Annotated in this window: 15 protein-coding genes and 1 pseudogene; 3 read left to right on the plus strand and 13 right to left on the minus strand. The window is 62.7% G+C overall.

The features are described from left to right. Positions 1–93: 93 nt before the first annotated feature. The 9 genes from QCE69_RS35700 to QCE69_RS35740 form a co-directional block, all read right to left on the minus strand. Positions 94–1,272 carry a chain-length determining protein gene (locus QCE69_RS35700; RefSeq protein ID WP_309935637.1) on the minus strand — a complete coding sequence of 393 codons (1,179 nt, stop codon included), beginning with the start codon at positions 1,270–1,272 and terminating at the stop codon, positions 94–96. Then, positions 1,269–1,931 carry an ABC transporter ATP-binding protein gene (locus QCE69_RS35705; RefSeq protein ID WP_309935638.1) on the minus strand — a complete coding sequence of 221 codons (663 nt, stop codon included), beginning with the start codon at positions 1,929–1,931 and terminating at the stop codon, positions 1,269–1,271. Before QCE69_RS35705 ends, QCE69_RS35700 begins: the two co-directional genes overlap by 4 nt. Then, positions 1,928–2,746 carry an ABC transporter permease gene (locus QCE69_RS35710; protein ID WP_309935639.1) on the minus strand — a complete coding sequence of 273 codons (819 nt, stop codon included), beginning with the start codon at positions 2,744–2,746 and terminating at the stop codon, positions 1,928–1,930. Before QCE69_RS35710 ends, QCE69_RS35705 begins: the two co-directional genes overlap by 4 nt. 6 nt (positions 2,747–2,752) lie before the next feature. Further along, the gene (locus QCE69_RS35715) at positions 2,753–3,922 is read right to left on the minus strand and encodes a polysaccharide biosynthesis/export family protein (RefSeq protein ID WP_409021270.1); all 1,170 of its coding nucleotides are present in this window, start codon (positions 3,920–3,922) and stop codon (positions 2,753–2,755) included. Between the two features lie 572 nt (positions 3,923–4,494). After that, the gene (locus tag QCE69_RS35720) at positions 4,495–5,826 is read right to left on the minus strand and encodes an aminotransferase class I/II-fold pyridoxal phosphate-dependent enzyme (protein ID WP_309935641.1); all 1,332 of its coding nucleotides are present in this window, start codon (positions 5,824–5,826) and stop codon (positions 4,495–4,497) included. Position 5,827: 1 nt separating this feature from the next. Next, on the minus strand, positions 5,828–6,778 hold the full coding sequence (locus QCE69_RS35725; protein ID WP_309935775.1) for a UDP-3-O-acyl N-acetylglycosamine deacetylase: 951 nt from the start codon (positions 6,776–6,778) through the stop codon (positions 5,828–5,830). Next, positions 6,775–14,442 carry an SDR family NAD(P)-dependent oxidoreductase gene (locus QCE69_RS35730; protein WP_309935642.1) on the minus strand — a complete coding sequence of 2,556 codons (7,668 nt, stop codon included), beginning with the start codon at positions 14,440–14,442 and terminating at the stop codon, positions 6,775–6,777. The genes QCE69_RS35725 and QCE69_RS35730 overlap by 4 nt, the downstream gene beginning before the upstream one ends. A 2-nt stretch (positions 14,443–14,444) precedes the next feature. Next, a complete protein-coding gene (locus QCE69_RS35735) occupies positions 14,445–15,977 on the minus strand; it encodes an LTA synthase family protein (protein ID WP_409021271.1) in 1,533 nt (510 codons plus the stop codon). A 1-nt stretch (position 15,978) separates the two neighbouring features. Next, positions 15,979–16,800, minus strand: a complete 822-nt coding sequence (locus tag QCE69_RS35740; RefSeq protein WP_309935644.1) for an SDR family NAD(P)-dependent oxidoreductase — start codon at positions 16,798–16,800, stop codon at positions 15,979–15,981. An 866-nt stretch (positions 16,801–17,666) separates the two neighbouring features. Here QCE69_RS35740 and QCE69_RS35745 point away from each other — a divergent pair. Continuing rightward, the gene (locus QCE69_RS35745; protein ID WP_309935645.1) at positions 17,667–18,746 is read left to right on the plus strand and encodes a hypothetical protein; all 1,080 of its coding nucleotides are present in this window, start codon (positions 17,667–17,669) and stop codon (positions 18,744–18,746) included. 295 nt (positions 18,747–19,041) lie between these two features. Here the strand turns inward: QCE69_RS35745 and QCE69_RS35750 are convergent, their stop codons facing one another. Next, a complete protein-coding gene (locus QCE69_RS35750) occupies positions 19,042–19,251 on the minus strand; it encodes a hypothetical protein (protein ID WP_309935646.1) in 210 nt (69 codons plus the stop codon). A gap of 577 nt (positions 19,252–19,828) precedes the next feature. Between QCE69_RS35750 and ltrA the strand changes: the two genes are divergently transcribed. Further along, the gene (gene ltrA, locus QCE69_RS35755; RefSeq protein WP_309935647.1) at positions 19,829–21,076 is read left to right on the plus strand and encodes a group II intron reverse transcriptase/maturase; all 1,248 of its coding nucleotides are present in this window, start codon (positions 19,829–19,831) and stop codon (positions 21,074–21,076) included. A gap of 83 nt (positions 21,077–21,159) precedes the next feature. Here the strand turns inward: ltrA and QCE69_RS35760 are convergent. After that, positions 21,160–21,520, minus strand: a pseudogene (locus QCE69_RS35760) (transposase); the annotation flags it as partial. A 35-nt stretch (positions 21,521–21,555) separates the two neighbouring features. Between QCE69_RS35760 and QCE69_RS35765 the strand changes: the two are divergent. Further along, entirely contained in the window at positions 21,556–22,383 is an 828-nt protein-coding gene (locus QCE69_RS35765) for a hypothetical protein (protein WP_309935648.1), read from the plus strand. On the opposite strand, the gene QCE69_RS35770 is transcribed toward QCE69_RS35765, so the two are convergent. Both QCE69_RS35770 and QCE69_RS35775 read right to left on the minus strand, forming a co-directional pair. Then, complete coding sequence (locus QCE69_RS35770) at positions 22,358–22,627, minus strand: DUF1488 family protein (protein WP_309935649.1); 270 nt, start codon at positions 22,625–22,627, stop codon at positions 22,358–22,360. The two genes, QCE69_RS35765 and QCE69_RS35770, sit on opposite strands and share 26 nt — an antisense overlap. Positions 22,628–22,761: 134 nt before the next feature. Continuing rightward, entirely contained in the window at positions 22,762–23,115 is a 354-nt protein-coding gene (locus tag QCE69_RS35775) for a hypothetical protein (RefSeq protein ID WP_309935650.1), read from the minus strand. Positions 23,116–23,132 lie beyond the last annotated feature (17 nt).

Here is a 23,132-nt window from a genome sequence, read left to right on the forward strand (position 1 = left end):
CAACCGCGTTCCGTTGACAATCCGCGGTCAGCATTCGATCTTCCTGCTGGTTATGTTCACAAACAACCACGAGCCGTGGCGCCTTCCAATATTTCAGTCGACGTGGTCAAGAATGATGCTTTCGAGCAGTTTCAAGACCCCCACAATGGCAAATCCGACAAGCAAGGTAACCAATGCGTTGTACCAGCGCTCAGGCTCGATCGGATAACTTGGCATCGTCGGCAACTGCAGCACTGAAACCATTTTCAGAGTGCGCGCGGCGTTCATGCGGCCCTGCTCCAAAGCGGAAAGTGCCGTCTTGTACAAGTCTTCGGAGAAGCTGACTTCCATTTGCAATCGCTGGAATTCTTCGACTGCATAGTTCAGCGTTCTCTTCGACGGAGACGCCAACTCAGTCCGTCTTCGTTGAATCTGCTGTTCGATTGCCGCAAGGCTTTTCCTGAGCATCACAACGGTGGGCTGATCGGAATTCAACGACGAAGGCAAGGAACCGAGTTGCGTCTGGATATCCGTCTTCTGCGCTTCGAGTTTGTCGATCAGGCCATTGAGGCTCTGTGCCGTCGTGCTCGGCGCAACCAATCCTTGACGATTCTGGAAATCGATCATGGTGTGGGTATCGTTGAGCAGACGCTCGTGCGCGGCCGTAACCTGCTTGGTCAGAAAATCGACCTGGGACTCGGCGAGTTGGTGCGCAATCAGGTTCATTTGCGCCCCACCTTCCCGAATCATGAACTTTACGATCGCGCGCGCGGTCTTGGCGTCATACGCCTGCACCTGAATATTGATCACGCCGTTGTAGTCGTCGTATGAAACGTCGACGCGCGACAACCAATACTTATAAAACCATTCGATCGGCTCGTTGCGGGACAGCATGCGCGAGAACGGATCATGGCTCCAGCCGCTGTAATGCGAACGCAAATCGAATGCGGCATCCAGCTTCTCTAGCATGTCCAGAGACAGAAGATACTGCGTCAGCAACAGCTGATCGGCGCTATTCGGATTGGTACCGCCAGCAAGCGCGGCAACGCTCAGCGAAGCGGCGGACGGTCCGTTGATCTGGTCGGTTCGCTGGACGAATACGATGGTGTTGGAAACGTACCGGTCGGAAGCAATGAACAACCAGTACGGCACGGAAAGAACCGAAAGAACGATAATCAGCCGCACGAGAAGCTTGAAAGCTCTCATGGAAGCCACCGTATTTTTGGATCGGACATACAGCGAGTTCAACTTGCCGATCAGGCCCGAACGTTTTGGCAACAATGCTTCACTCATGCCCGAAGACTTTCCTTATATTCTTTCAAGCCATCTTCAAGAACATCGAACCAATGCGCCTGGCCGTTGTTGATCCAGATAGCGGACTGACAAAACTGTCTAAGTGTGCTTTCGTCGTGCGAGACCATGATCACGCTCGCATGGCTCGTCTTTTGTTTGAACGTATCCGCGGCCTTCTTTCTGAATCTTGCGTCTCCCGCAGCCGTCACTTCATCGGAGATGTAGACGTCGAAGTCGAACGCCAATGACATCGCGAATTGCAAGCGCGAGCGCATGCCCGATGAGTAAGTCTGAATGGGATCGTCAAAGGCTGACCCCAACTCAGCGAAGTCCTGAATGTAGGCGAGACGATTCGCAAGCTCGTCCTGATGACCGTGGATTCGACACACGAACTTGGCGTTCTGACGCCCGGTCAACGTTCCCTCCAGGCCCGCGTTGCCCATGGGCCACGAAACCCGGCAACGGCGCTGGACGCGTCCCTTGGTGGGAAAATCGGTTCCGCCAATGATGCGCAAGAGGGTCGACTTGCCAGCACCGTTTCTGCCAATCAAGGCGACGCTCTGCCTGGACGGAATGATCAGATTGACGTCATTCAGAATCCACTTTTTCGCGGCATGTTCAGTCTGGTAACGCTTGTGAACGTTCTCGACAAGTATCATCGCATCACCAGTTTCTTGGAGAATCGCTTGTATAACATCAGCCCGAAAAGCAGGAGCCCCAACGCCCATCCGTAAGCATAGGAAAGACTTACGCCCTTCAGCGGCGTGTAATCGGGATAGAAGCCGAGTCTCATCAACTCGAGGCCGTCTACAAGCGGATTGGCAACAACATAGTGCTGGTAAGGCGCCGGCACATATAACTGCAGCGGAAGCAATGCGCCGGATATGTAATAAAGCGGGAGATAGATAATCTTGAAGATGTGGTCGATCTCCGGCACAAAGCGCATCGCTACCGAAGTGATCAGCCCGAAACCCAAACCCAGCAGCGACAGCGCAAACGCCGCCTCGAACACCAGCAACGGATCCTGCGGAAGCCAGATCGGATTCTGGGTGTTCAGCCTCATGCCGTGTCCCATCGAAATCGCGAGCGACATGATGACGATCGAAATCGGGACCATCAGAAAGAGTTCCAGGGTCGCACGCACGATGGCGACGTCGAAAGGCTTGACCTGCCGATAAGCGAAGAACGCGCGATTCGAGTCGATGCCATGCAGAACCTGCATCCACGTGCGACGCCAGAGCATGAATCCGACGAAGCCCGAGATGATCCACATATTGATCGCCATGCCACCAATCTGGCGAATATGAAATGTCTCGAAGCCGAACGCATGCACACCGATGTAGGCGATCGGCTCGAACAACAGCCAGAACCACGCCGCCCGCGCTTCGAACAGACGATCGAGTGCCTCGCGCAGAAACATTGCGCGCCAGACCGAGAACGTTATCTCAAGCGGAGTACGAATTCTTTGCGTCATTCGGCGTTACTGGAAATCGTGGGTGAAGGTCACCGTCGGATCGGCCACCATAACCACGTACGTCAGGAATTTCCGGAACTCCGCGCCAGGCGAATTCGATACGTAGATCACGTCGTGATTCTGGATCGGGAAATTCTGCGTAACGAAGAATGCAGCCGGATCACGCAGATTGATCTCGTACACGACCGGCACTTTGCCATTGCTGGACTTGACCGACGGATTCTTGTCGTCGACCAGTTTCGCGTCTTCGAAGCGGAATACGAAAATGCCTCGCGCATCCGCACGGGAATCGTTCAGACCACCGGACCGAGCGAGTGCCTGCGCAAGCGAAATACCCTGCGCTTCGAACGGAACTTCATCGTTCTTGCCCGTCGCGCCGAGCACGGAGAACGTCTGCGGCTGGAACAGCGCGGTCACGACGTCGCCGGGTCTGAGCAGCACGTTCTGCCTGGGATCGCGAATCACGGAATCGAGCGACATCGTGGCCGTCTTTTCGCCACGCGACAGTTGCACCGCCATATGGCCGACCGGCTGTTTCAGGCCGCCCGCGAAAGCAATCGCGTCGAGCAGACGCTCGCCCTTCGGCGTGAGCGGCATCATCGAACTCGAATTGACCTCGCCCACGATCGTGACGTTCGAAGCATTGTTCTTGGTCACGCCGACGAGCACCTGCGGCTGATTCGCCTTGCCCTTAAGATGGCTGACGATGCTCGCCTCGATCTGGGCCGTGGTGCGCCCGGCTACGTTGATGCGGCCCGCGAAAGGAACCGAGATCGTGCCATCCGCCGCGACCATCTGAGCGGGCAGCGTGACGCTGGTCGTCGTGCTCGAACCGAGCGACGGCAGCGACACCGGCTCTGCGCCGCCGAATAGCATTGCCGGCGGCGTTTCCCACAGCGTCACCTGGATCACGTCGCCCGGACCGATCACGTAGTTATTGGCTGCCGTGCTCGTAAACGCAGTCGAGAACTGATCGAGTTGCTTCGCGGCGGCCAGCTTGCGTGCCACGGCATCGTTTACGTCCACGACCTGGACACCTTCGACGCGCCCCGTATCGGGCCGCTCCAAAACCTGCTGACGACTCGCGCCGGATGTCGGCAGCCAGTCTGGAAATGTTCCGCACCCTGAAAGCATCAGAACCGCAGGAAAGCAAACTGCAAAAATATTCTTCTTCATGAACCGTGAAACCTGAATCTCGCGCTGCCTTCCAATCGGACCAGTCGCGATACCGGAAACGCATGGCTATGGCCGATCATTCATTGCGTTCCGCGATCCCGCTCCGATGAGCGCATCATTAGAGAAATTTTTTTCGAAGCGTTAGCCAACCGGTTCCGGATGAAGATGGGATGTCCATCGACAGCCTCCCGGCGACGAAGCGGTCATGCTGTCCACTTCGGTTGGACGCTCCAGCAATTGTTGTTTCAGTTCCGCGATCTGGCCGGGTCCGGGTCGAATCGCCGTGTTCGCGCAAGGCTGCATGGGCAATCCCTTGGCGGGCGGCACGCAGCGTATTCGCGCTGTGCCGCGGTGATTTCGCTCAATCGTGTGCCTTACATGACCGACGATAAGTCGGTGCGTCAGGCAACATACCGAGACCGATAACATTCTAGCCAGTATTCATCGCATCAGATAACTTTTCTTAGTCCTGTTGAAATTTGAATACATTCGATAGAGCGCTCGCAAACCATTGCGCCATCACGCAGACGGCGTCATAGCTTTAGCGCATAGCCCGCATGCTCCACACTTTTTTACCGCCCCGCGATCCTCGCCACCGCCGCAACGGTGCGGCTAACCTGCTCCGCCTCATGCGTCGAGCAGATAAAGAACCGCAACCGCGCCGCTTTCTCTTCGACGGCCGGATAAAAAATCGGCTGCACGTTGATGCCTTCCTCGAACAGCGCGTTTGCCCACTGCGCCGCTTTGAGCGAACTGCCCGTGATGACAGGCACGACCGCATAACCCGCGCTCGTACCGGTATCCAAACCGGCCGCGCGCGCCTCGCTGAGAAACTGTCGACCGCGCGCCTGCAAGTGCGCCACACGCTCCGGCTGCGCAATCAGACATTCGAGCGCCGCGAGCGAAGCCTCGGCAAGCGCCGGCGCCAATCCCACGCTATAAAGAAAACCCGGCGCGAGATTGCGCAGCATATCGGCGAGCGGCTGACAGCCCGCGATGAAACCGCCGCAGCCCGCAAGCGTCTTGCTCATCGTGCCCATCCACAGATCGACGCGATCCGGCGCCACGCCGAAATGCTCGCGAACGCCTCTGCCCGTCGCGCCGAGCACGCCGAGCGAATGCGCTTCGTCGACCAGCAGAAACGCGCCGTGCCGCTCCTTCACCTCGCAAAAACGCGGCAGATCGGGGAAATCGCCGTCCATGCTGTAGAGACCTTCGATCGCGATCAGCACGTTGCGATACTCGCGACGCACGCGCGTCAGCAACTCTTCGAGCGCCTGCCAGTCGTTGTGCGCGAAACTCAGGCGCTTCGCACCGCTGAGCTGCGCGCCCTGCACGATGCTGTTATGCGCGAGCGCGTCGTGCACGATCAGATCGCCCGGTCCGAACAGCGAGCCGATCACGGTCACGTTCGTCGCGTGGCCGCTCACGAACGCGACGCAATCATCGGTTTCGTAGAAGGCGGCGAGCGCCCGCTCGAGCTCGCGATGCACCGGCCGCTCGCCCGCGACGATGCGGCTCGCGGAAGCCGACGTGCCATAGCGGTCGATCGCCATCTTGGCGCGCGCCGCGACAGCAGGATCGCCCGCCAGTCCCAGATAGCTGTAGTTCGCGAAGTTGACGTACTCGCGCCCGCCGATTTGCGTCGTCGCGCCCGCGATGCCATCGTGCACGCGAAAAAACGGCGACTCGACGCGCAGCGTCTCGCCCATCTCGCGCATCAGCCGGACTTGCTGATATTGCGGCATCGCTTCGAAGCGGCTGCGCGCGGACAGCGTCTGGGCGGCCTGCACCGCCTGCACGTCGGGTACGCCGGGCGCCGCGACCGCATCGGTCGCGCGCTCCAGTTGCCGCTTCAGCGCCTTCGCAGCGAGCTGCTGCTTCAATGTTTCTCCGAGTCCCATGTCATCCGTTCCGAGCCGGGTCATCGCCCGCTTGCGCCTCGACCCACTCGTATGCGCCGGGCGTGCCGAGCAGCGCGGCGAGCAGCCGGTAGTTCATTTCATGCGTCGGCCGCCGCGCACTCACGTGACCGAGCAGGGGTGCGCCGGCGAGCGCGAGATCGCCGACCAGATCCAGCACGCGATGCCGCACGAACTCGTCCGGTTGACGCAGTCCGCCCAGCACTCGCTTGCCGACGATCGACGCCGTGCACGACGGCCGCGCGCCGCGCAGAATCGGCACGCCGCGCAAATAGCCAACGACGATCGCGGGCACGGCCCACTTGATCTGCCCATACGAGCGCGACGACGCGATCTCTTCGGCAAACGCGCGCGGCGTGAGGCGGCCATGCCATGCCATGTCGCCGAAGCCCTTGAGATCGTTGTTGTGCACGGTGAGCACATAGTCGTCGGCGGGTTCGACGCGCATTTCGCGGCGCGCGGCGCCTTCGCCAACCGCGACGCTCACGGCTTCGAGCACGCGCAGAAAGCACTTCCGCTGCGGCAGCGCGGTGCGTCCGCATGCGAGGATCGCGTCGATCCACGGCTGCGCGCTGCCATCGAGAATCGGCACCTCTTCGGCGTCGAGTTCGACGATCGCGTGATCGATCTCGCACGCGAGCAGCGAAGCCAGCAGATGCTCGACCGTGCGCACGCCGAGACCATCGTTTCCGTGCAGCATCGTGCAGAGCGGCTGGCCACGGCGCAGCGACGGATCGGCGGCGACCGTCCCGAGCGCCTGCCCCTTATGCACGCGGCGAAACACGATGCCGTGCCGCTCGCCCGCGCTCGTCGCGCCTGCGGCAGGCAGGATCCGCACGTTCACGCGCCGCCCGGTATGCAGGCCGCGTCCCGACAGTTCGAGCGGGCGCGCCAGCGTCCCTTCGCTCGCCTGCCAGCCCGCGGGCAGCGTCACTCCGCGAATGCCGGCGTCGACTGACATGACTCGTCTCCCTGTTGATCCTGTTCCTGGCCAGCGGCGCTTCGATTGCGTTCGAGCAGCGCGCGCGCCTCGTTTTCGTCGAGCGCGTGCCGTTCGGCCAGCGCCGCGATTTCGTCGTCTGCGCCCTGCATTCCAGACGCGTTCGCGCCGCTTTCATCGTCGAGCATGTCGACGATGCGCTCGGCGAGCGTCGTCACGGTCGCGCCTTCCGCGATCGCCATGATCGACAGCTTCACGCCGAACGATTCCTCGACCGCCATGCCGAGCTCCATGCCCATCAGCGAATCCATGCCGAGGTCGAGCACGGAGCGCTCGGGCGTCACGCGCTCCGGCGACATATGCAGGATGCGCGCGATATGTCCGCGCAACGCGGTCTCGACCAGCGCGACCGCTTCGGTCCGCGGCAGCGCGCTCAACTGGTCGAGCAGCGCGCCGTCTTCGTTTGTCGACTCGGTCGAACCGCTGTCCTGCAACGCCGTGTAACGGCGCGCCTGCGCCGCGGGCATGCCGCGCGCGATCGCTGCCCAGTCCAGACGCACCACCGCTTCGCCCGTCGCGCCGCTTGCAAGCGCGAGTTCGAGCGCGGTCATCGCTTCGTCGGAGGTGATCGACGCACCGCCGATGCGCGCCTGCAACGCTTCACGCGTCGCGCTGTTGCGCGCGAGGAAGCCGACGTCCTCGATCGGCCCCCACGCCATGAAAGTCGCGCGCAGCCCGGCCGCGCGGCGATGCGCGACGAGCGCTTCGAGGAAGCTGTTCGCCGCCACGTACGCGCCCTGGCCCGGATTGCCGAGATACGTCGTCGCCGACGAATACAGCACGAAGAAATCGAGCGCCGAGCGCCGCGTCGCGCGATGCAGATTCCACGCGCCCGCGAGCTTCGGTTCGAGCACGGCGAGCATGCGCGCATCGTCGATATTGCGCAGCAGGCCGTCGTCGATACGCATCGCCGAATGCAGCACGCCCTTCAGCGGCGTGCCGCGCGCCTCGATGTTCGCGATCAGCCGGTCGAGCGCGGCGGCGTCGGTCACGTCGCACGACACGACGGACACCTGCACGCCGTGCGTCGCGCGCAATTGTTCGAGTTCCTGCTGCTTCGCGGCGTCGAGCTTGCCGCCGCGGCTCGCGAGCGTCAGATGCCGCGCGCCGCGCGCGATCATCCAGCGCGCGCTCGCATACCCGAGCCCGCCCGTGCCGCCGACGATCAGATACGCCGCCTGCGGATCGAGACTCAGCGCGGGCTGCGCGACGCCGCGCGTGGGCGCGGGCGTCCCCGACGCATACGTGACGAGCACCTTGCCGATCTGCCGCGCCTGTTGCATGTAGCGGAACGCCTCTTCCGCGCGCGCGGCCGGGAACGCGCGATACGGCAGCGGATGCAGCACGCCGTTCACGAACAGCGCCATCACTTCCTCGAAGAGGCGCGTGGTGAGTTCGGGCAGCACGCCCATGAGCTGATCGGCGTCGATGCCGAAATAGCTGATGTTGTTGCGGAACGGCCTGAGACCGATCTGGCTGTTCTCGTAGAAGTCGCGCTTGCCGAGTTCGAGGAAACGCCCGAACGGACGCAGCGTATCGATGCCGCGCACCATCGCCTCGCCCGCGAGCGAGTTGAGCACGATGTCGACGCCTTCGCCGTGGGTGCAGGCGCGCACGTCGTCGGCGAACGCGAGGCTGCGCGAGTCGAACACGCGATCGACGCCGAGCAGGCGCACGAACTCGCGCTTCTCGTCGGCGCCGGCGGTGGCGAACACTTCCGCGCCGAGATGCCGCGCGATCTGGATCGCCGCGATGCCGACGCCGCCCGCGCCGCCGTGAATCAGCACGCGCTCGCCGCGACGCAGGCGTGCCAGTTCGCACAGCGCGTAGTACGCCGTGAAGAACGTGGTCGGAATCGTCGCGGCCGCTTCGAAGGAAATCGCTTCGGGCTTGCGCGCGATCGCGCTCGCCCGCGTGATCACGTGCGTCGCGAACGAAGCCGGCGCGAAGCCGAGCACCGCGTCGCCGGGCGCCCAGCCTTCGACGCCCGCGCCGACGCGCACGATGCGCCCCGACAGTTCCATACCGATCGTCGCGCCCGCGAAGCCGGTTTCGACCGCCTCGTCGGAGAGCAGGCCCATCGCATACATGACGTCGCGGAAGTTCAGGCCGGTCGCCATCGGCGCGATCTCGACTTCGCCCGGCTTCAGTTCGCGCGCGGACTGCGCGAACCATTCGAGGTTGCGCAGCGAGCCGGGCATGTCGAACGCCAGCACGGCAGGCGTGGCGCTGGCTGCTTGACCGGCCGTGGCTTTGCCGTCGTCGCGCGGAATCTGACGCTCGGCGGTCTGCCCCGGCAGCATGCGCGGCACATAACGGCCTTGCGCCGTGAGCAGCACTTCTTCCTCGCCGTCGTCGTGCGTGAGCGCGTGCGCGAGTTGCGATGCGGCTTGATCGTCGGCGCACGTCACGTCGATGAGGCGCAGCGCGAGCGCCGGATACTCGTTCGCCATCACGCGGCTGAGCCCCCAGAGGCTTGCCTGCTCGGGCTGCGCCGCCGTGACCGCGCGGTGATCGAAAGGCGCGCCGCCGCGTGTCACCACGCACAGGCGCGTCTGAGAAGCCATGCCGGATGCATCGAGTTCGCGCGTAAGCGTCGCGAGCGCGAGCGCGCCGTCCTGCTGCGCGCGCATCACGTCGGCGCCGCTGGCGTCATCGAGATGAGCGCGCGGTGCGACGAACGCGATGCGCGTCGGCGTGTTCTCGCCTTCAAGCCATGCGGATGCTTCGCGCACGCTCGCCGATTCGACCGTGCAGCCACAACGCGCGAGTTCTCGCGCAAGCGCGGAGCCGAACGCGCCGTCGTCATCGCCGGATTGCACGATCAGCCAGGGATGGGCATCGGCTGAAGCGGATGGCGTCTGCGGCGACGAAACGGGCGTGCGCGCGATGATCAGCGTCGGCACGCCTTCGAGATCGAGACCCTGCTCGGTGTGGCGCGCGACATCGAAGAGACCCGCGCGCTCGCAGAGCGACTGAAGCGCGGCCGGCGCGAGCGCGCCGTACGTCTGGGCGGCGACCTCACGGCCCGCCGTGCCGAAGACGATGTCGGCGAAACGGCTGCGGCGCGCGTCAGCGAGCACGAGCATGCCGCCCGGCGCGAGGCGTCCGGCGATCGCGTGCACTGTGGCAAGCGCATCGGCCTGTTCGCCGATCATCCGATTGACGACGATCACGTCGAACGGCGCGGCGTCGCGGCAATGCGCGAAAAGCGCATCGTTTTCGCCCAGCAGCAGCGTCTGAATGTGCGCGTACGCTTTTGCATCGAGCGCGGCGAGTTGCTGATGCGTGCACGCGAGCACGTGTTCGCACTGCGACGCCGGCAATCCGATGTCGAGCGGCTGAAGCACGTCGCCGCTCGTCGCGCCGATTTCCAGCACGCGCAGGCGACGCGCGCGCGGCCAGGCGGCGAGCGCCTCCGTCGCGCAGGCGGCGAGCATCGCGCGGGCGTGCGACCAGGTGGGCGACGCATCGAAGAACTGGTCGACGAGGCTGCGCCCCGTCGGCGAGAGCAACGCGGGCGCAACATCGGCGGATGTTTCGTCGCGCAGCACTCGCGGCAACGCGGCGCCGACGTGCGCGAGCAGCGTCAGCTCGGCGACGTGCGCGGGCGAATCCGCCAGCACGTCGCGCCAGAGCGCGTCGAGCGCGGGCATCGCGGCACAGGCGGCATCGTCGCGCACGAGACGCTCGCCCTCGAATCGCGCGAGACCATCTTCGACGACCATCTGCGCGAGGCGCGCGAGCAGCGGCGCTTGCGCGAGCGCGGGCAGCCGGGGCTGCGCGAACGCGCCGATCGCGTCGAGCGCGTTCAATGCGTAGAGACCCGCGAGCACGTCGAGCAACGGCAGCGTTTCGCTCAGATGACGCGCACGCTGCGCGATGTCCTCGTGCGACGCGAGCCGCGCGGCCGCGCGTTCGACGAGCACGGACGGCGCGGGCAGCGCGGCGGCGCTGAAGCCCTCCGGCAGCGGACGCGCTTCGAGCGCGTAGGCAAAGCGCGCCGGCGCGGCATGACGCCGCCCCGTCAGATCGATGCGACGGAAACGGCACGCCGAAAGACGCGCGACGATCGCATCGCTGGCGTCGAGGAATTCGAACGACGCGACGATCGAATGCGGACTGCGACGCAGCACGCGCGCAAGCACGCGGCGCACCGAATCGCCACGCAGAAAATCGACGCGGCCGATCTGCACCGGCACGAAGGCCGCGCGCGCGTCGCCGGGCCCCGCGCCATCCTGCCCGAGCACCGCGAAGAGCGGATGAAAACCGCTGTCCATCAGCGCGGGATGCAGCAGCCAGCCGGTCAGCGCCTGCGCGCCGCCGAGCGCCTGCGGCGCTTCGAAGTCGGCGAGCGCGTCATCGCCCTGCACTTGCACGTTGCGCACCCAACGGAACGCCGGGCCGTAGCTCAGGCCGATCGTCGCCGTGCTCGCATAGAGCGCATCGCCGGACATCGCGGGACGCGCTTCGAGGCGCGCCAGCAGCGACTCGTCGGCGGCGCTCCGCTCGTTGAGCGTGTTGCCGCTTTCGAGCAGGCGGCCGGTCACGTTCAGATTCCACGGGCCGTCGCTCATGCGCTCGCGCGTTTCGATCGAGAACGACGCGGTGCGCGCATCGATCGCGAAGCGGAACAGCTTCGCGTGCTGCGGCTGAAACACGACCGGCATGCGGATTTCGAGATTCTCCAGCGCGACGTCCGGCGTGCGGAAGAACACGCGCGCGGCGGCCAGCGCCATCTCGACATAACCCGCGCCCGGAAACGCGACGCCGCCATCGACGACGTGATCGGCAAGCATCGGCACGCGCTGCGGATCGAGCTGGTTTTCCCACGCGAACGCATGCTCGTGCAGCCGATAGCCGAGCAGCGGATGATCCGCGCGGCGGTTCACGAGGTTGTAGCCTTCGATCGTCGCGGTCTGCCAGTGACGTTCGCGCTGCCACGGATAAGTCGGCAGCGTTGCGTGCAAAGCCTGCGCCGTCGCGGGCACGAAGCGGTCGAGATCGACGCGCGCGCCATGCACGACCGCCGAGAGCATCGAATGTTCGAGCATCTGCGCGCTGTCGTGATGACGCTTGAGCGTCGACACGACGACGCCTGCAAGATTCAGGCTCGCGAGCGTCTGCTTGACGTAGTGGCGCAGAATCGAATGCGGCGCGATTTCGATGAACACGCGCACGCCCGCATCGGCGAGACGCGCGAGCGCGTCACCGAAACGGACCGGCTCGCGGATGTTGCGCCACCAGTAGCCCGCGTCGAGCGCGGCGCCGGACAGCGTGTCGCCGGTGACGGTCGAGACGTAGCGCTTCGTGCCTTCGCGCGGCGCGAGATCGGCGAGACCGGCGCGCACGACCGGCTCGATCGCGTCCATGCGGCTGCTGTGGAACGCGTAATCGAGATCGAGCAGCTGGAAGAAGCTGCCGTTCGCGGCCAGCGACGCGCCGATCGCGTCGAGTGCTTCGGGCGATCCGGCGAGCGTCACGGCCTCGGGACTGTTGGTGCCCGCCAGTTCGATCGAGTCCGCGAGACCCAGACGTGTGATCAGCGCCCGCGCATCGGCTTCACCGATGCCCGCCGCCGCCATCTTGCCGCTGCCGCGCGTGAGGCCCTGCGCGCCGCTGCGCACGCGGATCACGCGCACGGCTTCGTCGAGCGTCAGCGCGCCCGATGCCCACGCCGCCGCGATTTCGCCGACGCTATGACCGACCGCGGCATCGAGTTCGATGCCGCGCGCGTCGAGCGCACGCGTGATGCCGACCTGGATCGCGAACAGCAGCGGCTGCGCGTTTTCCGTCGCGGCGAGCCATTCGGCGCTCGCGCCGGCGCGCAGCACATCGACGAGCGAGTCGCTGCCATCGGCGCGCCAGAGGGCGTCGACTTCGTCGAGCGCGGCGCGGAACACGGCATCTTCCGCATAGAGCTGCTGGCCCATGCCGGCCCACTGGCATCCGTTGCCCGAATAGACGAACGCGACCTTGCCGCCCGCCGCCACGGCCTGGCCGTGCGCAACGTAAGCCGGAAGCGCTTCATCGGATGCATCGACGATCATGCGCAGCGCGGCACGGCCCGATTCGAGATCCGGCGGCGCGATGATCACGCGCTGTTCGAGCCAGTCGCGGCGGCGCGCGGCGCTGGCGGCGAGCGCGGCCCAGTCCGAACGATTCCGCAGGCGCGCGCGGTAACGCGCGGCGAGCGCGGCAAGCGCCGCCGGCGAACGCGCCGAGAGGACGAGCGGAGGCAAGGCCGCGTCCGGCGCATCGAGCGTGGCGGGCACGACGGGCGCTGCGGGCGCTGACGGCGCGCTCATCGCTTCCGCGAGCACGACGTGCGCATTGGTGCCGCCGAAGCCGAACGAGTTGACGCCGATCGTCAGCGGCGCATCTTCGCGACGCGCGAGCGGCGTGAAGCGGTCGACGACGCGCAGGCGGCCGCCTTCGAAATCGATGGCGGGATTGGGCGTATCGAAATGCAGCGAGCGCGGCACGGCGCCGTGCTTGAGACAAAGAATCGCCTTGAAGAGGCCCGCCATGCCCGACGCCGTTTCGAGGTGCCCGACATTGGTCTTCACCGAGCCGATCAGCAGCGGATCGTCGGCCGCGCGGCTGCCCGCGAGCGCTTCGGTCAGCGCGCGCGCCTCGATCGGATCGCCGACCGCGGTACCGGTGCCATGCGCTTCCAGATAGGCGAGCGAACGCGGATCGACGCCCGCGCGGCGATAGACCGAGCGCAGCAACTCGGCTTGCATGGCCGTCGTCGGCACGCTGATGCCGCCGTGCGAATGACCGTTGGAGTTCACGCCGGAGCCCGCGATGACGGCGTGGATCGTGTCGCCGTCCGCGAGCGCGCGCTCGAGCGGCTTGAGCAGCACGAATGCGCCGCCCTCGGCGCGCACGTAGCCGTCGCCGGTTGCATCGAAGGCGCGGCAGCGGCCGCGCGGCGACAGCATCGACGCCTTCGAGAAGCTCACGAAGCCGAACGGATGCAGCAGCAGATTGACGCCGCCCGCGAGCGCCATTTCGGTTTCGCCGGACTGCAACGCCTGCACGGCCTGATGCAGCGCGACAATCGACGACGAGCACGCCGTGTCCACCGACATGCTCGGGCCGCGCAGATCGAACAGATACGACACGCGATTGGACGCGATGCTGAGCGTGTTGCCGGTGGCCGAGTACGGATCGATCCAGTTGAGGTCGTCCATGCTGCGGTTGCCGTAGTCCATGGCCGCCGCGCCGACGAACACGCCGCAATCGCGGCCGCGCATCTCGCCCGGACGCACGCCGGCGTCCTCGAACGCTTCCCACGCAAGTTCGAGCATGAGGCGCTGCTGCGGGTCCATCTGGCTCGCTTCGCGCGGCGAAACGCCAAAGAACGCGGCATCGAAACCGGCTACGTCGTCGAGCACGCCGGCAGCGAACGTATAGCTCTTGCCCGGCTCTTTCCTGGACGGATGCTGGTAGAACCCCGTGCCGAACCGGTCGGACGGCACGACGGTCACTGCGTCGCGCTCATCGCACAGCAGTTGCCAGAAGTCTTCGGGCCCCGTCACTCCACCGGGAAAGCGACATGCCATCCCGATAATTGCGATTTTCCTTTCCATCTTCATGCCGGCATGTGCTGCAACTCGTTGCGCGAATCGGTGTGGTCACGATTCGCCTGCGTCATCGCGCGCTGGATCGCGGAACCGAGCATCTCGACGCCAACCTCCCGGTACGTGCCGATGTCATTTCCAAAGTTGCGCCAAATAAAGTAATCGGTGTGAGTCGGTTCCGTTGCGAGCGCATCGAACACGGAAGACATGGCGGGAACGTGATCGCCGTAAAAGCACAGGATCGCGGGCCGGTTACGTTCGCGCAGATAGCTCGTCAACTTGCCGATCATCGCGTCGGCGTTTTCCACGTGACGAAGGTACGCGGTCAGATCGCGCCAGCGCGCGTCGTCGCCCAGCGTGTGCCGCGACGCGGCCTCCCCTTGCGCAACCGTTTCCAGATGCAAGGGACCATGATTCTCCATCGTGATCGCGAAGGCGAACAGCGGCTTGTCGTCGCTGGCCCGCAACAGCGCGATGAGTTCGTCGGCCACGGCGACATCGCCGACGTAGGGCCCGACGCGCGGCGCATTATCGAAATGCGCGATATCCAGAAAGCGCTCGAAATGCATGTTCGCGAATGCGCGGTGACGACCGAAGAAATTCGCGTGATACGGATGCACGGCCACCGTGCGATATCCGCCACGGCTGAAATAACCCGCCAGCGACGCGCACGCCCGGCGCACGAACATGTACGGATAGAAACGCGCGTAGCCGAGTGCGGCGGACGCGAGGCCGGTGAGCATCGCGAATTCGCTGCGCATGGTATTCGCGCCCCACGCCGGCACATCGAGCTTGCCTTGCTCGAACGATTCGCGTCGCGCGCGATCGAAATGCGCATAGGGCGCGCCGGAGATGCAGGCGCCGAGCCGGCGGGCATCGAAATAAGATTCGCTCTGAATGACGATGACGTCCGGATGGACGTCCGGACATTTGCCAGCAAACGGGCTCGCGCTCACGGCGCGTGCAAACGCGCGCCGTTGCGCACCGCTCAGGCCGTTGATCAGATAACCGACGAACGCGGCGAAGAAGCCGAAGCGGCGCTGATCCGAAAACGGCTGTAGCGAAACCGGCAAGCGCCGTGACAGCGCGATGCACATCGGCAGACAAAGCAACGCGACGATGCCCTCGATGCATCGCTGCTTCGCCGCCACGGGCGTTTCAGCCAGGAATGCGCCCGCCGCCGCCGCGAGGCAGACCAGCACGGCGGCGAGCTTGCCGAATCCGAGGAACGGCAGATACAGACGCGGATGCGAGAAGACCTGGCTGAACAGGCTCACGTCGCTGAAGACGAGCGGCTCGCGCAGCGACGCATATTTGGCGTTGCCGACGACCGCGAGCACGCCGATCAGCACAAGCACGAAGCCCGCGGAAAACAGCGGCCGCCCGGTCAGCGCCATGCAGCCCGCCGTCACGCCAGCGAGCGCGGCCAGATGCAGCATCAGCGCAACGGGCGGTCGACGAAGCGGCGAGCGCGTCACGGCGATCGCTTCAACGGCAAAGGAGCATGCGACCAGGACGGCCGCGAATGTCAAACCGGGAGACACTTCACATATTCCGACGAGGGACTTGAAACAGGAGACCGAGGATGGCGTCGGCCAAGGCGGCGGGCAACAGGCGCAGCAACTTGAGGCCGAGCGTCAGACTGAAGGGAAAAGCGATTTCCACGCGGCGCCGGGTCAGGCGCTTCTTGATATAAGAAGCCGCCTTTTCGGCGCTCCACATGAAGGGTCTGCTGCCGGGAAAAACGTCGCTCATCGCGGTTTGCACGAAGCCCGGCATCACGACCGACATGCCGATACGGTCGCGCGCGAGCACCGGACGCACGGAATCGCAATACGCGACGAGCGCGGCCTTGCTGACGCAATAGGCCGGCGAGATTGCCATGCCTCGCAATCCGGCGAGCGAACTGACCACCGCGATCTGGCCGCGCCGCCGGGTGCGCATGCATTCGATCGCGGGAAGCACCGCGTGCAAGGCGCCGTAGAGATTGATATCGACAACTTCGGCGGTGCGGCTCGCGCCTTCCCAGTCGTCCGATGAGCGCAGCGTGCTGGCGACGCCGGCATTCGCGATCAGCAGGTCGATCGGGTGTCGCGCGTCGAAATCGAAGATCCACGCCTGAAGCGCGGCGGCGTCGCGGACGTCCATGCAGCGAGCCACGACTTCGGCGCCGAGCGCGCGGCATTCCGCGGCGACGGCTTCGAGACGTTCAGCGTTCCTTCCGATCAGTCCCAGCGTGATGTCGGGAGCGCAATAGCTCAAGGCTAGCGCTCGACCGAGTCCCGCACTGCCGCCCGTGATAACAACTACGCGCGGCTCATTCGTGCTCGCCTGTCCCCTCGCTTTCAAGCCATCCTGTTTTGCCATGATCTCTGCACGGAGTTATTCGTTTTTTTTGCAGCGACGGGCCGTGGAATAACCCGCAGACCACCGCTGAAAACATGCGAGGCCAGAGCATCTGCTGATACCGCGAATGCCAGTTCTGACGTGGGTTTGCGCCAATCAAGGCTATGAAGTCGCGAGAACCACACTTGACGCGCCGATCCTCTCAAGCTCTCCGATCGACTTGGAAAACATTCAGTTCAGCGCGACACAACTATTGACTGGCAAACGGGCGCACTGAAAAAGAGTTGCAAGCTTTTAGTGAGCGGGCGCAATCATACCGCAAGTAAATTACTCGACGCCATTACATTTTGCAGCACCTCCTTAAAAGTTGTACCTGGACAACAAATTACACAAAAAAAAGCGAATGTTTTACCGATTGCGACATCGCCGTATTGCCCTCGAGCCCTCTGATAATTGATCCGGCGATGTCAAGTAGCATTCGTCCGCAGAGGTTGCGTGGTTATGCTGGCGCGCGATGCTTCAGCCGGAAACGCAACGCGTTGGAGCACGGAATAGGACTCCTTCGATAAGACACCTGCCCGCGTGCGCGCCCCGCGCAAACGTTCGCGAACGGATGAGCACAGCACTAATCCCGTGCTCAAGCATGCGGTTAGCGGCGATCGGCGAGGAAATCTGAGCGCTTATGCAAAGTTATCGCCCGTCGAGCGCGACGTCCGTCGTTTCCTCGGCGGGCCGTTTGACTTGCTACCGGTTCGCCAGTATGTTTTGGCCCGCCGGTGGAATTCGATTGGCCGAGGTTATCGCATGATGGACACTCGCCTCAATTGCTACTGGCCTTGTTTCCGTCGCATCCGCATCGCGCAGACCGCTTTCGAACCCAGTTCTTTATGAAATATCCTTATCGCTCCAAGTTGAACACGGACACGTTCTTTAATCGATGTGTCTTCAGGGATCGAAATGAAGTTTTCTCGGACATCTTTCATGCGCTGGCCAAGGCGCAGGAAACCCTGACGTTCGATGAGCGTTTTCTGGACAAAACCTTCAAAAATACGACCGAGACGCCGTTCAAGGAAATCTGGAGAGCCGCGCCGGAAGAATATTGCGGTGACGTACTGCCAACACGTATTCCCACGTATTCCGGCTCGTACGAAAGTTATCTGGAAGAACTGGAAAACACGCTCGAGAAAGTGCTTCTGCGCATGAATCCTTCGAAGCGGTATCTGATGGCGCATTCGTCGGGATCTGATAGCCGAATCATTTCGGGAACCATGGCGCGTCTACGGCGCCAGGGAAAGATGTCGTTCGATAACGTGTTGTTCCATTGCTGGTGTACGTTCGAGATCGATTCTTTCCGCAAAATCATGGCCGCGAACGACTGGACCCATATCTCCCTCGTGGACGATAGCCAGCCCGATGTCTACAACATCGGGCGGCTGGACATGCCGTGCGAAGGATGGAACCCGTACACCTATCAACTGGACTTCTGGGGCGATCACAACCCCAGCGAGTATGTGCTGTTGTCCGGCGCTCAGGAAACCTATTCCGTTCCTTACGACAGATGGGTTTATGACCGAAGCTTTTTCAATACTCGCGGGGAAAGCATTCACCGAATGGCGAACGTCTTCCAGGACGTGTTCGTCCCGTTCCTGACCCACGACATGCTCGACCTCACCGTGGCCATGCCGAATGAATGGAAGAACGTGAAGGATCCGCGCATCGGTCGGGACAAGGTGCGATCCGATCTGGTGGAACGGCTTGGCCTAATCGACATTCCCGTGCAGAAGGCCGCGTATCGCTTCAATGTGTCGCCGGAAAGGCGGGCGTCGATGCTCGACGCGTACGAGAAAAGCAAGTTCATGAAGAAGTACGGCGTTGAGCTGGATGAAGCGGATTTGTTCAAGGACTGGAACGGCTGGAACTCCTGCCTCTGGAGCTTCGCCGTCACCGTCTACGAGCCGCTGACGTAATGCACTGACGCCTCCACCTTCGAAGCCAGGGAGAACGCATGCCGGAACTGCGCATAACAGTCCGCGCCTGCGCAGAAGTTATGTTTCTTTAAATATGCCACGTTGCCGCGCTCACTACTCACGCTTTGAACCAACATTGGCTTGCCTTGATCTGCCGTTGCCGCGCGCTATGTCATCTTCCACATCACGTTGTGCTCCACTTCAATCGCGAACGTCCCTTAGACCGGTGGCTTGAGCGGTTTCGCCGTGAAGTTCGCCGCGCCGCTCATGCCCTTGTATTTGCCGGTTCCGCCGATCAGCGTATGCGTTCCGTTTCGAATGTCGTGTAGACCTTGTCGCCGTGGGCATCCGTTTCGGTGCACGCGCCCATGTGGATTTCTCTGCCGCCACGCACGCCGTAGTAAATCACGCAGTGAACCGACATGTCGTCGAATATCTTCTGGGCCGCCCTATTGCGCATGATGCCGAATTCCTCGATGACCAAATCGTTACCGTGATCGCCCATATCGATATTCGAGGCTCTTTTGAAAATTCAGTGGGGTGTGCCAAGAACGCGAGCATCAGTCGACCGATGTTTGCGGAGCTTTACCAAAGATGAAGGAAGGCCCTTCGGAGTCGGCTTGCAGGAGCAGGCTCCAAACCGCCACAAGCTGCGTGGGTAAAGAGCCCTCGTGGTGAGCGTTGTTGGAAAAGGCAGGGAGTACTCTGTCAGGTAAGAGTCAAAGAGACGAACGTGAGTGAACCGCTGATGACGTGTCGATAATTTCACGAACCGATGTCAAAACCGGAGAGCCCACTTGCTCCGGGACAAGATTGGGCGATGCCTGCTGACGGCCCAATCGGCATCCGGCATAAAGGCGGCGTGACTTTGATTCGGGCTTTGGTAAGGAACTTGGGAACCTGTCGTCCTGATGCGAAGGGAGAAATCCAAGCGGAAGGCCTCCGCAAGGATGAGAGTACCGATGCAGGGCACAGGGGCGGAGACGCCCGTAGTAGGGTTGAAGGTTCTGTAATGGGACTGGACCGAAGGGGCGTCATCGTCCGGCGTTATCTCGTCGGCAACTTGAAAGAGGAGGACCGGGGTGAATAACGCAAAGCCGTTTTGTATTTCCAAGCGAGAGGTGTGGGAGGCGTATAAGCAAGTGAAGGCCAACCGTGGGGCGGCGGGTGTGGACCGGCAGTCGATGGCGGAATTCGAGGCGGATCTGAAGCACAATCTGTATCGAATCTGGAATCGGATGTCGTCTGGCAGCTACCTTCCGCCGCCGGTCTTGCGGGTTGACATACCAAAGGACGGGGGTGCGGGTACGAGACCGTTGGGAATACCGACGATTTCAGATCGCATCGCCCAGACGGTGGTCAAACGATATCTGGAACCGCTTGTGGAACCGGTGTTCCACAATGATTCGTACGGGTATCGTCCTGGACGGTCGGCGCATCAGGCGCTCGAAGTGGCCCGGCAGCGATGCTGGAACCATGACTGGGTGCTGGACCTCGACATCAAGAATTTCTTTGGTAGTATTGATTGGGAACTCATGATGCGAGCGGTGCGCTGCCATACGACCTGTGCGTGGGTGCTACTGTATATCGAGCGCTGGCTCAAGGCGCCCGTGCACATGCCGGACGGGACCGTAGTGAAACCGGACAAGGGCACCCCGCAGGGTGGTGTCGTTAGTCCGGTGCTGGCGAATCTGTTTCTTCACTATGCGTTCGACCGGTGGATGCAAAAGTCCTACCCGGACGTGCCGTTCGAGCGATACGCCGATGACGCCATTTGTCACTGCAAGAGCGAAGCGCAGGCTCGGCGGCTCAAGCAGGAACTGGAGGCGCGGCTTGCGGAGTGCAAGCTGGATCTGCATCCAGAAAAGACCAAAATCGTGTACTGCAAGCAGGCCAACAGGCGTGCCGACTATCCGATCTGTCAGTTCGACTTCCTGGGCTATACGTTCAGACCGCGAAGTGTCATGAACCGGATGGGTAAGCTGTCCGTCGGCTTCACTCCGGCCGTAAGCAACAAGGCAGCCCGAGCGATGCGTCAGGAGATGCGCCGCAAGGGGCTGTTGCGTCGATACGATCTGGATCTGAATGACCTGGCGGACCAAACACGCCCGATCCTGCGAGGTTGGATGCAGTACTACGGGCGGTTCACTCGCTCTGCGCTCGGCAAGGCACTGCGTGCGGTCGATGCTGCACTGGTGCACTGGGCGCAACGGAAATACAAGTCTCTCCAGCGCCGTAAGGCACGGGCATGGGCATGGCTGGCGGGAGTCAAATCTCGCCAGCCCGGCTTGTTCGCCCACTGGGGTATAGAGGCGACGGTTGGGCGATAGGAGCCGGATGAATCGAGAGATTCACGTCCGGATCTGTGAGAGCGTGAGGGTGCGATTCCCTTGCGCTACTCGACTAACGGGGCTCAGCGGGCATGCGAGTTGAACGCGGAGAAGTCGGGTTGGCAGCGATAAGGACAGCACCGTTCGCATGGTTTTGAAGCGCGTGTAGCCACGCGCCTTGCGCTTGGCGGCCTGAAACAAGCCATTGATGGCTCCGATGGACGCCGTTGGTCTGTCGAGTCTGAGTCCACGCCACGATGCCGTCAAAGTGTCGACAAATCGACCGTGCGACGTCTTTCATGGTTCGACTTTCGAGCGCATGACATTGGTGCACCACTGCTGCAACATCTCAGAGACGACATGAATTTGCTTGAGTTCGAGAATGTCGCGCAACTGCTCATGATACAGCCAGGCGCGGGCCGTTCGCTTAGTGGTGTACTGAGCTGGTCACGGGGCCGAAGACGGTGGTAGGCTTTGTCGTGGCGATTCCGTGGGCGTGTGCACTGATCGCGACCTACGCCGTCTCGAAAGCCGCCGGACGCGCGGGACGCCTGACGCTTTTCGGCTGCGCGAGTCTTGCTATTGCGGCTGTCGCCATGTTCGTGACGGTCGGTGCTTCGCCGCTCGTCGCGGTGATCGCGCTATGCGTCGCCGTCGTGGGACTGTGGGAGGTTCAACCGATCTTCTGGACGATGCTCACGGACCACCTCGGCGGAATAGCGGCGGTCTTCAGCGTTGCGATGGTGAACACGATCGGCAACCTCGGCAACTTCGTCTCGCCAAACGTGAAGGTGAGGGCCGACACGAGCTTCGGATCCAGCGTGGCTGGTCTGATTCTACTCAGACTCGTCCGCAGCTCCTGGAAGCCGACATCCAACCTTTTCCACGTCGCCAATGACAGCAATGCGACACGCATCGGCCGCACGTCGGCTGAACGGCGAGCGTCCGCTATGGCCGATAAGCAGTCTGCAAAGGCTCGGATGTTTCGGCATTTGCAAAGTCACCCGGACGTAACAACGCTTCAACGATATTACTGGGCACCCTTCGTTTCTCGTCCAATCATCAACACATCAAACGCTTCGCGAGCGTCTTTCAATTCCTGCATTGCGGCGGCGAACCGCGCTAATCCAAGTGTGGTCGAAGCATCCGGGGCGCCGTCTGAAAAATGTGCCTCAAGTGCAATCGAGGCAGCCTGCACTTCACGCGCGGCATTCGCGACACGCCCAAGCGCCCTCGCCTCGCTTGATTTATTCTCGCTCTTCGTCATCGCGCGTCCGGGTTCTACCGTTCGAAGTCCTGTGAGGTAAGTTTAATCACTTCGGTTGCCAAGCGACGGGCCTTGCGTTCAGCCATTGCGACAATTCTCTTTCGACCGTCTGAAAACGCATGAAGCAGGCGAGCCTCGTCGGCATGCCGTCCGAGCCAGAAGTGATCCTCGAGCGCCTCGCGGCAAATGGAACACGTGCATCTCTTCCCACGCATCTCGATCTCAAACTGAACGGCATCCCCGCCGCGCGAGACCGTCTCCAAGGTCTTAACGTTCGTATCCACTTCACACCTGTGCGCTTTCTATAAAAATCGGCGGCTGCGTAAGCGCTAGCGGTCTAGCGCTTGGCGTCAGAAATCTGTTTGCGCTGACAGCCGCCGGATCCCACCGTGTGCGACTTCGCTGCCAGCTCGTTCCTCTATTCTGCTGCCGTCAAAGCAGCACACAGGGTCATCATTTTCTGCACCACGGTGCTCGCATGGTTCAGACCCATCTCGCCCGTAAAGAGGGCTTGGACATCCGATTGCCGAACCGTAATTCCCGCGCTACGCAAATCGCGCCGGGCGACCCGCAACGCCAACTGCCCTATTTTGACGCGTTCGAGCCAGTGCATCACGACCGCATGCCGGGCAAGCCAGATGCGACAGCTTTCGACGACGTGATCCACGCGCCACTCGTGCGTGAGCGAACGCGACGCCGCGGCCGTCGCTACCAGGAAACACAGTAACTCGGCGCGTGAGTCCGGCCGATCATCGATCTCGTGTTCAGCCATCCCTGTTCTCTCCTACA

Source organism: Caballeronia sp. LZ032 (assembly GCF_031451315.1).
Taxonomy (GTDB): Bacteria; Pseudomonadota; Gammaproteobacteria; order Burkholderiales; family Burkholderiaceae; genus Caballeronia.

Bases quoted from the DNA above. Each gene is read 5' to 3' on its own strand.
- QCE69_RS35700 (WP_309935637.1), bottom strand. From the start codon at position 1,272: ATGAGTGAAGCATTGTTGCCAAAACGTTCGGGCCTGATCGGCAAGTTG.
- QCE69_RS35705 (WP_309935638.1), bottom strand. From the start codon at position 1,931: ATGATACTTGTCGAGAACGTTCACAAGCGTTACCAGACTGAACATGCC.
- QCE69_RS35710 (WP_309935639.1), bottom strand. From the start codon at position 2,746: ATGACGCAAAGAATTCGTACTCCGCTTGAGATAACGTTCTCGGTCTGG.
- QCE69_RS35715 (WP_409021270.1), bottom strand. From the start codon at position 3,922: ATGAAGAAGAATATTTTTGCAGTTTGCTTTCCTGCGGTTCTGATGCTT.
- QCE69_RS35720 (WP_309935641.1), bottom strand. From the start codon at position 5,826: ATGGGACTCGGAGAAACATTGAAGCAGCAGCTCGCTGCGAAGGCGCTG.
- QCE69_RS35730 (WP_309935642.1), bottom strand. From the start codon at position 14,442: ATGGAAAGGAAAATCGCAATTATCGGGATGGCATGTCGCTTTCCCGGT.
- QCE69_RS35740 (WP_309935644.1), bottom strand. From the start codon at position 16,800: ATGGCAAAACAGGATGGCTTGAAAGCGAGGGGACAGGCGAGCACGAAT.
- QCE69_RS35745 (WP_309935645.1), top strand. From the start codon at position 17,667: ATGAAATATCCTTATCGCTCCAAGTTGAACACGGACACGTTCTTTAAT.
- QCE69_RS35750 (WP_309935646.1), bottom strand. From the start codon at position 19,251: ATGGGCGATCACGGTAACGATTTGGTCATCGAGGAATTCGGCATCATG.
- QCE69_RS35775 (WP_309935650.1), bottom strand. From the start codon at position 23,115: ATGGCTGAACACGAGATCGATGATCGGCCGGACTCACGCGCCGAGTTA.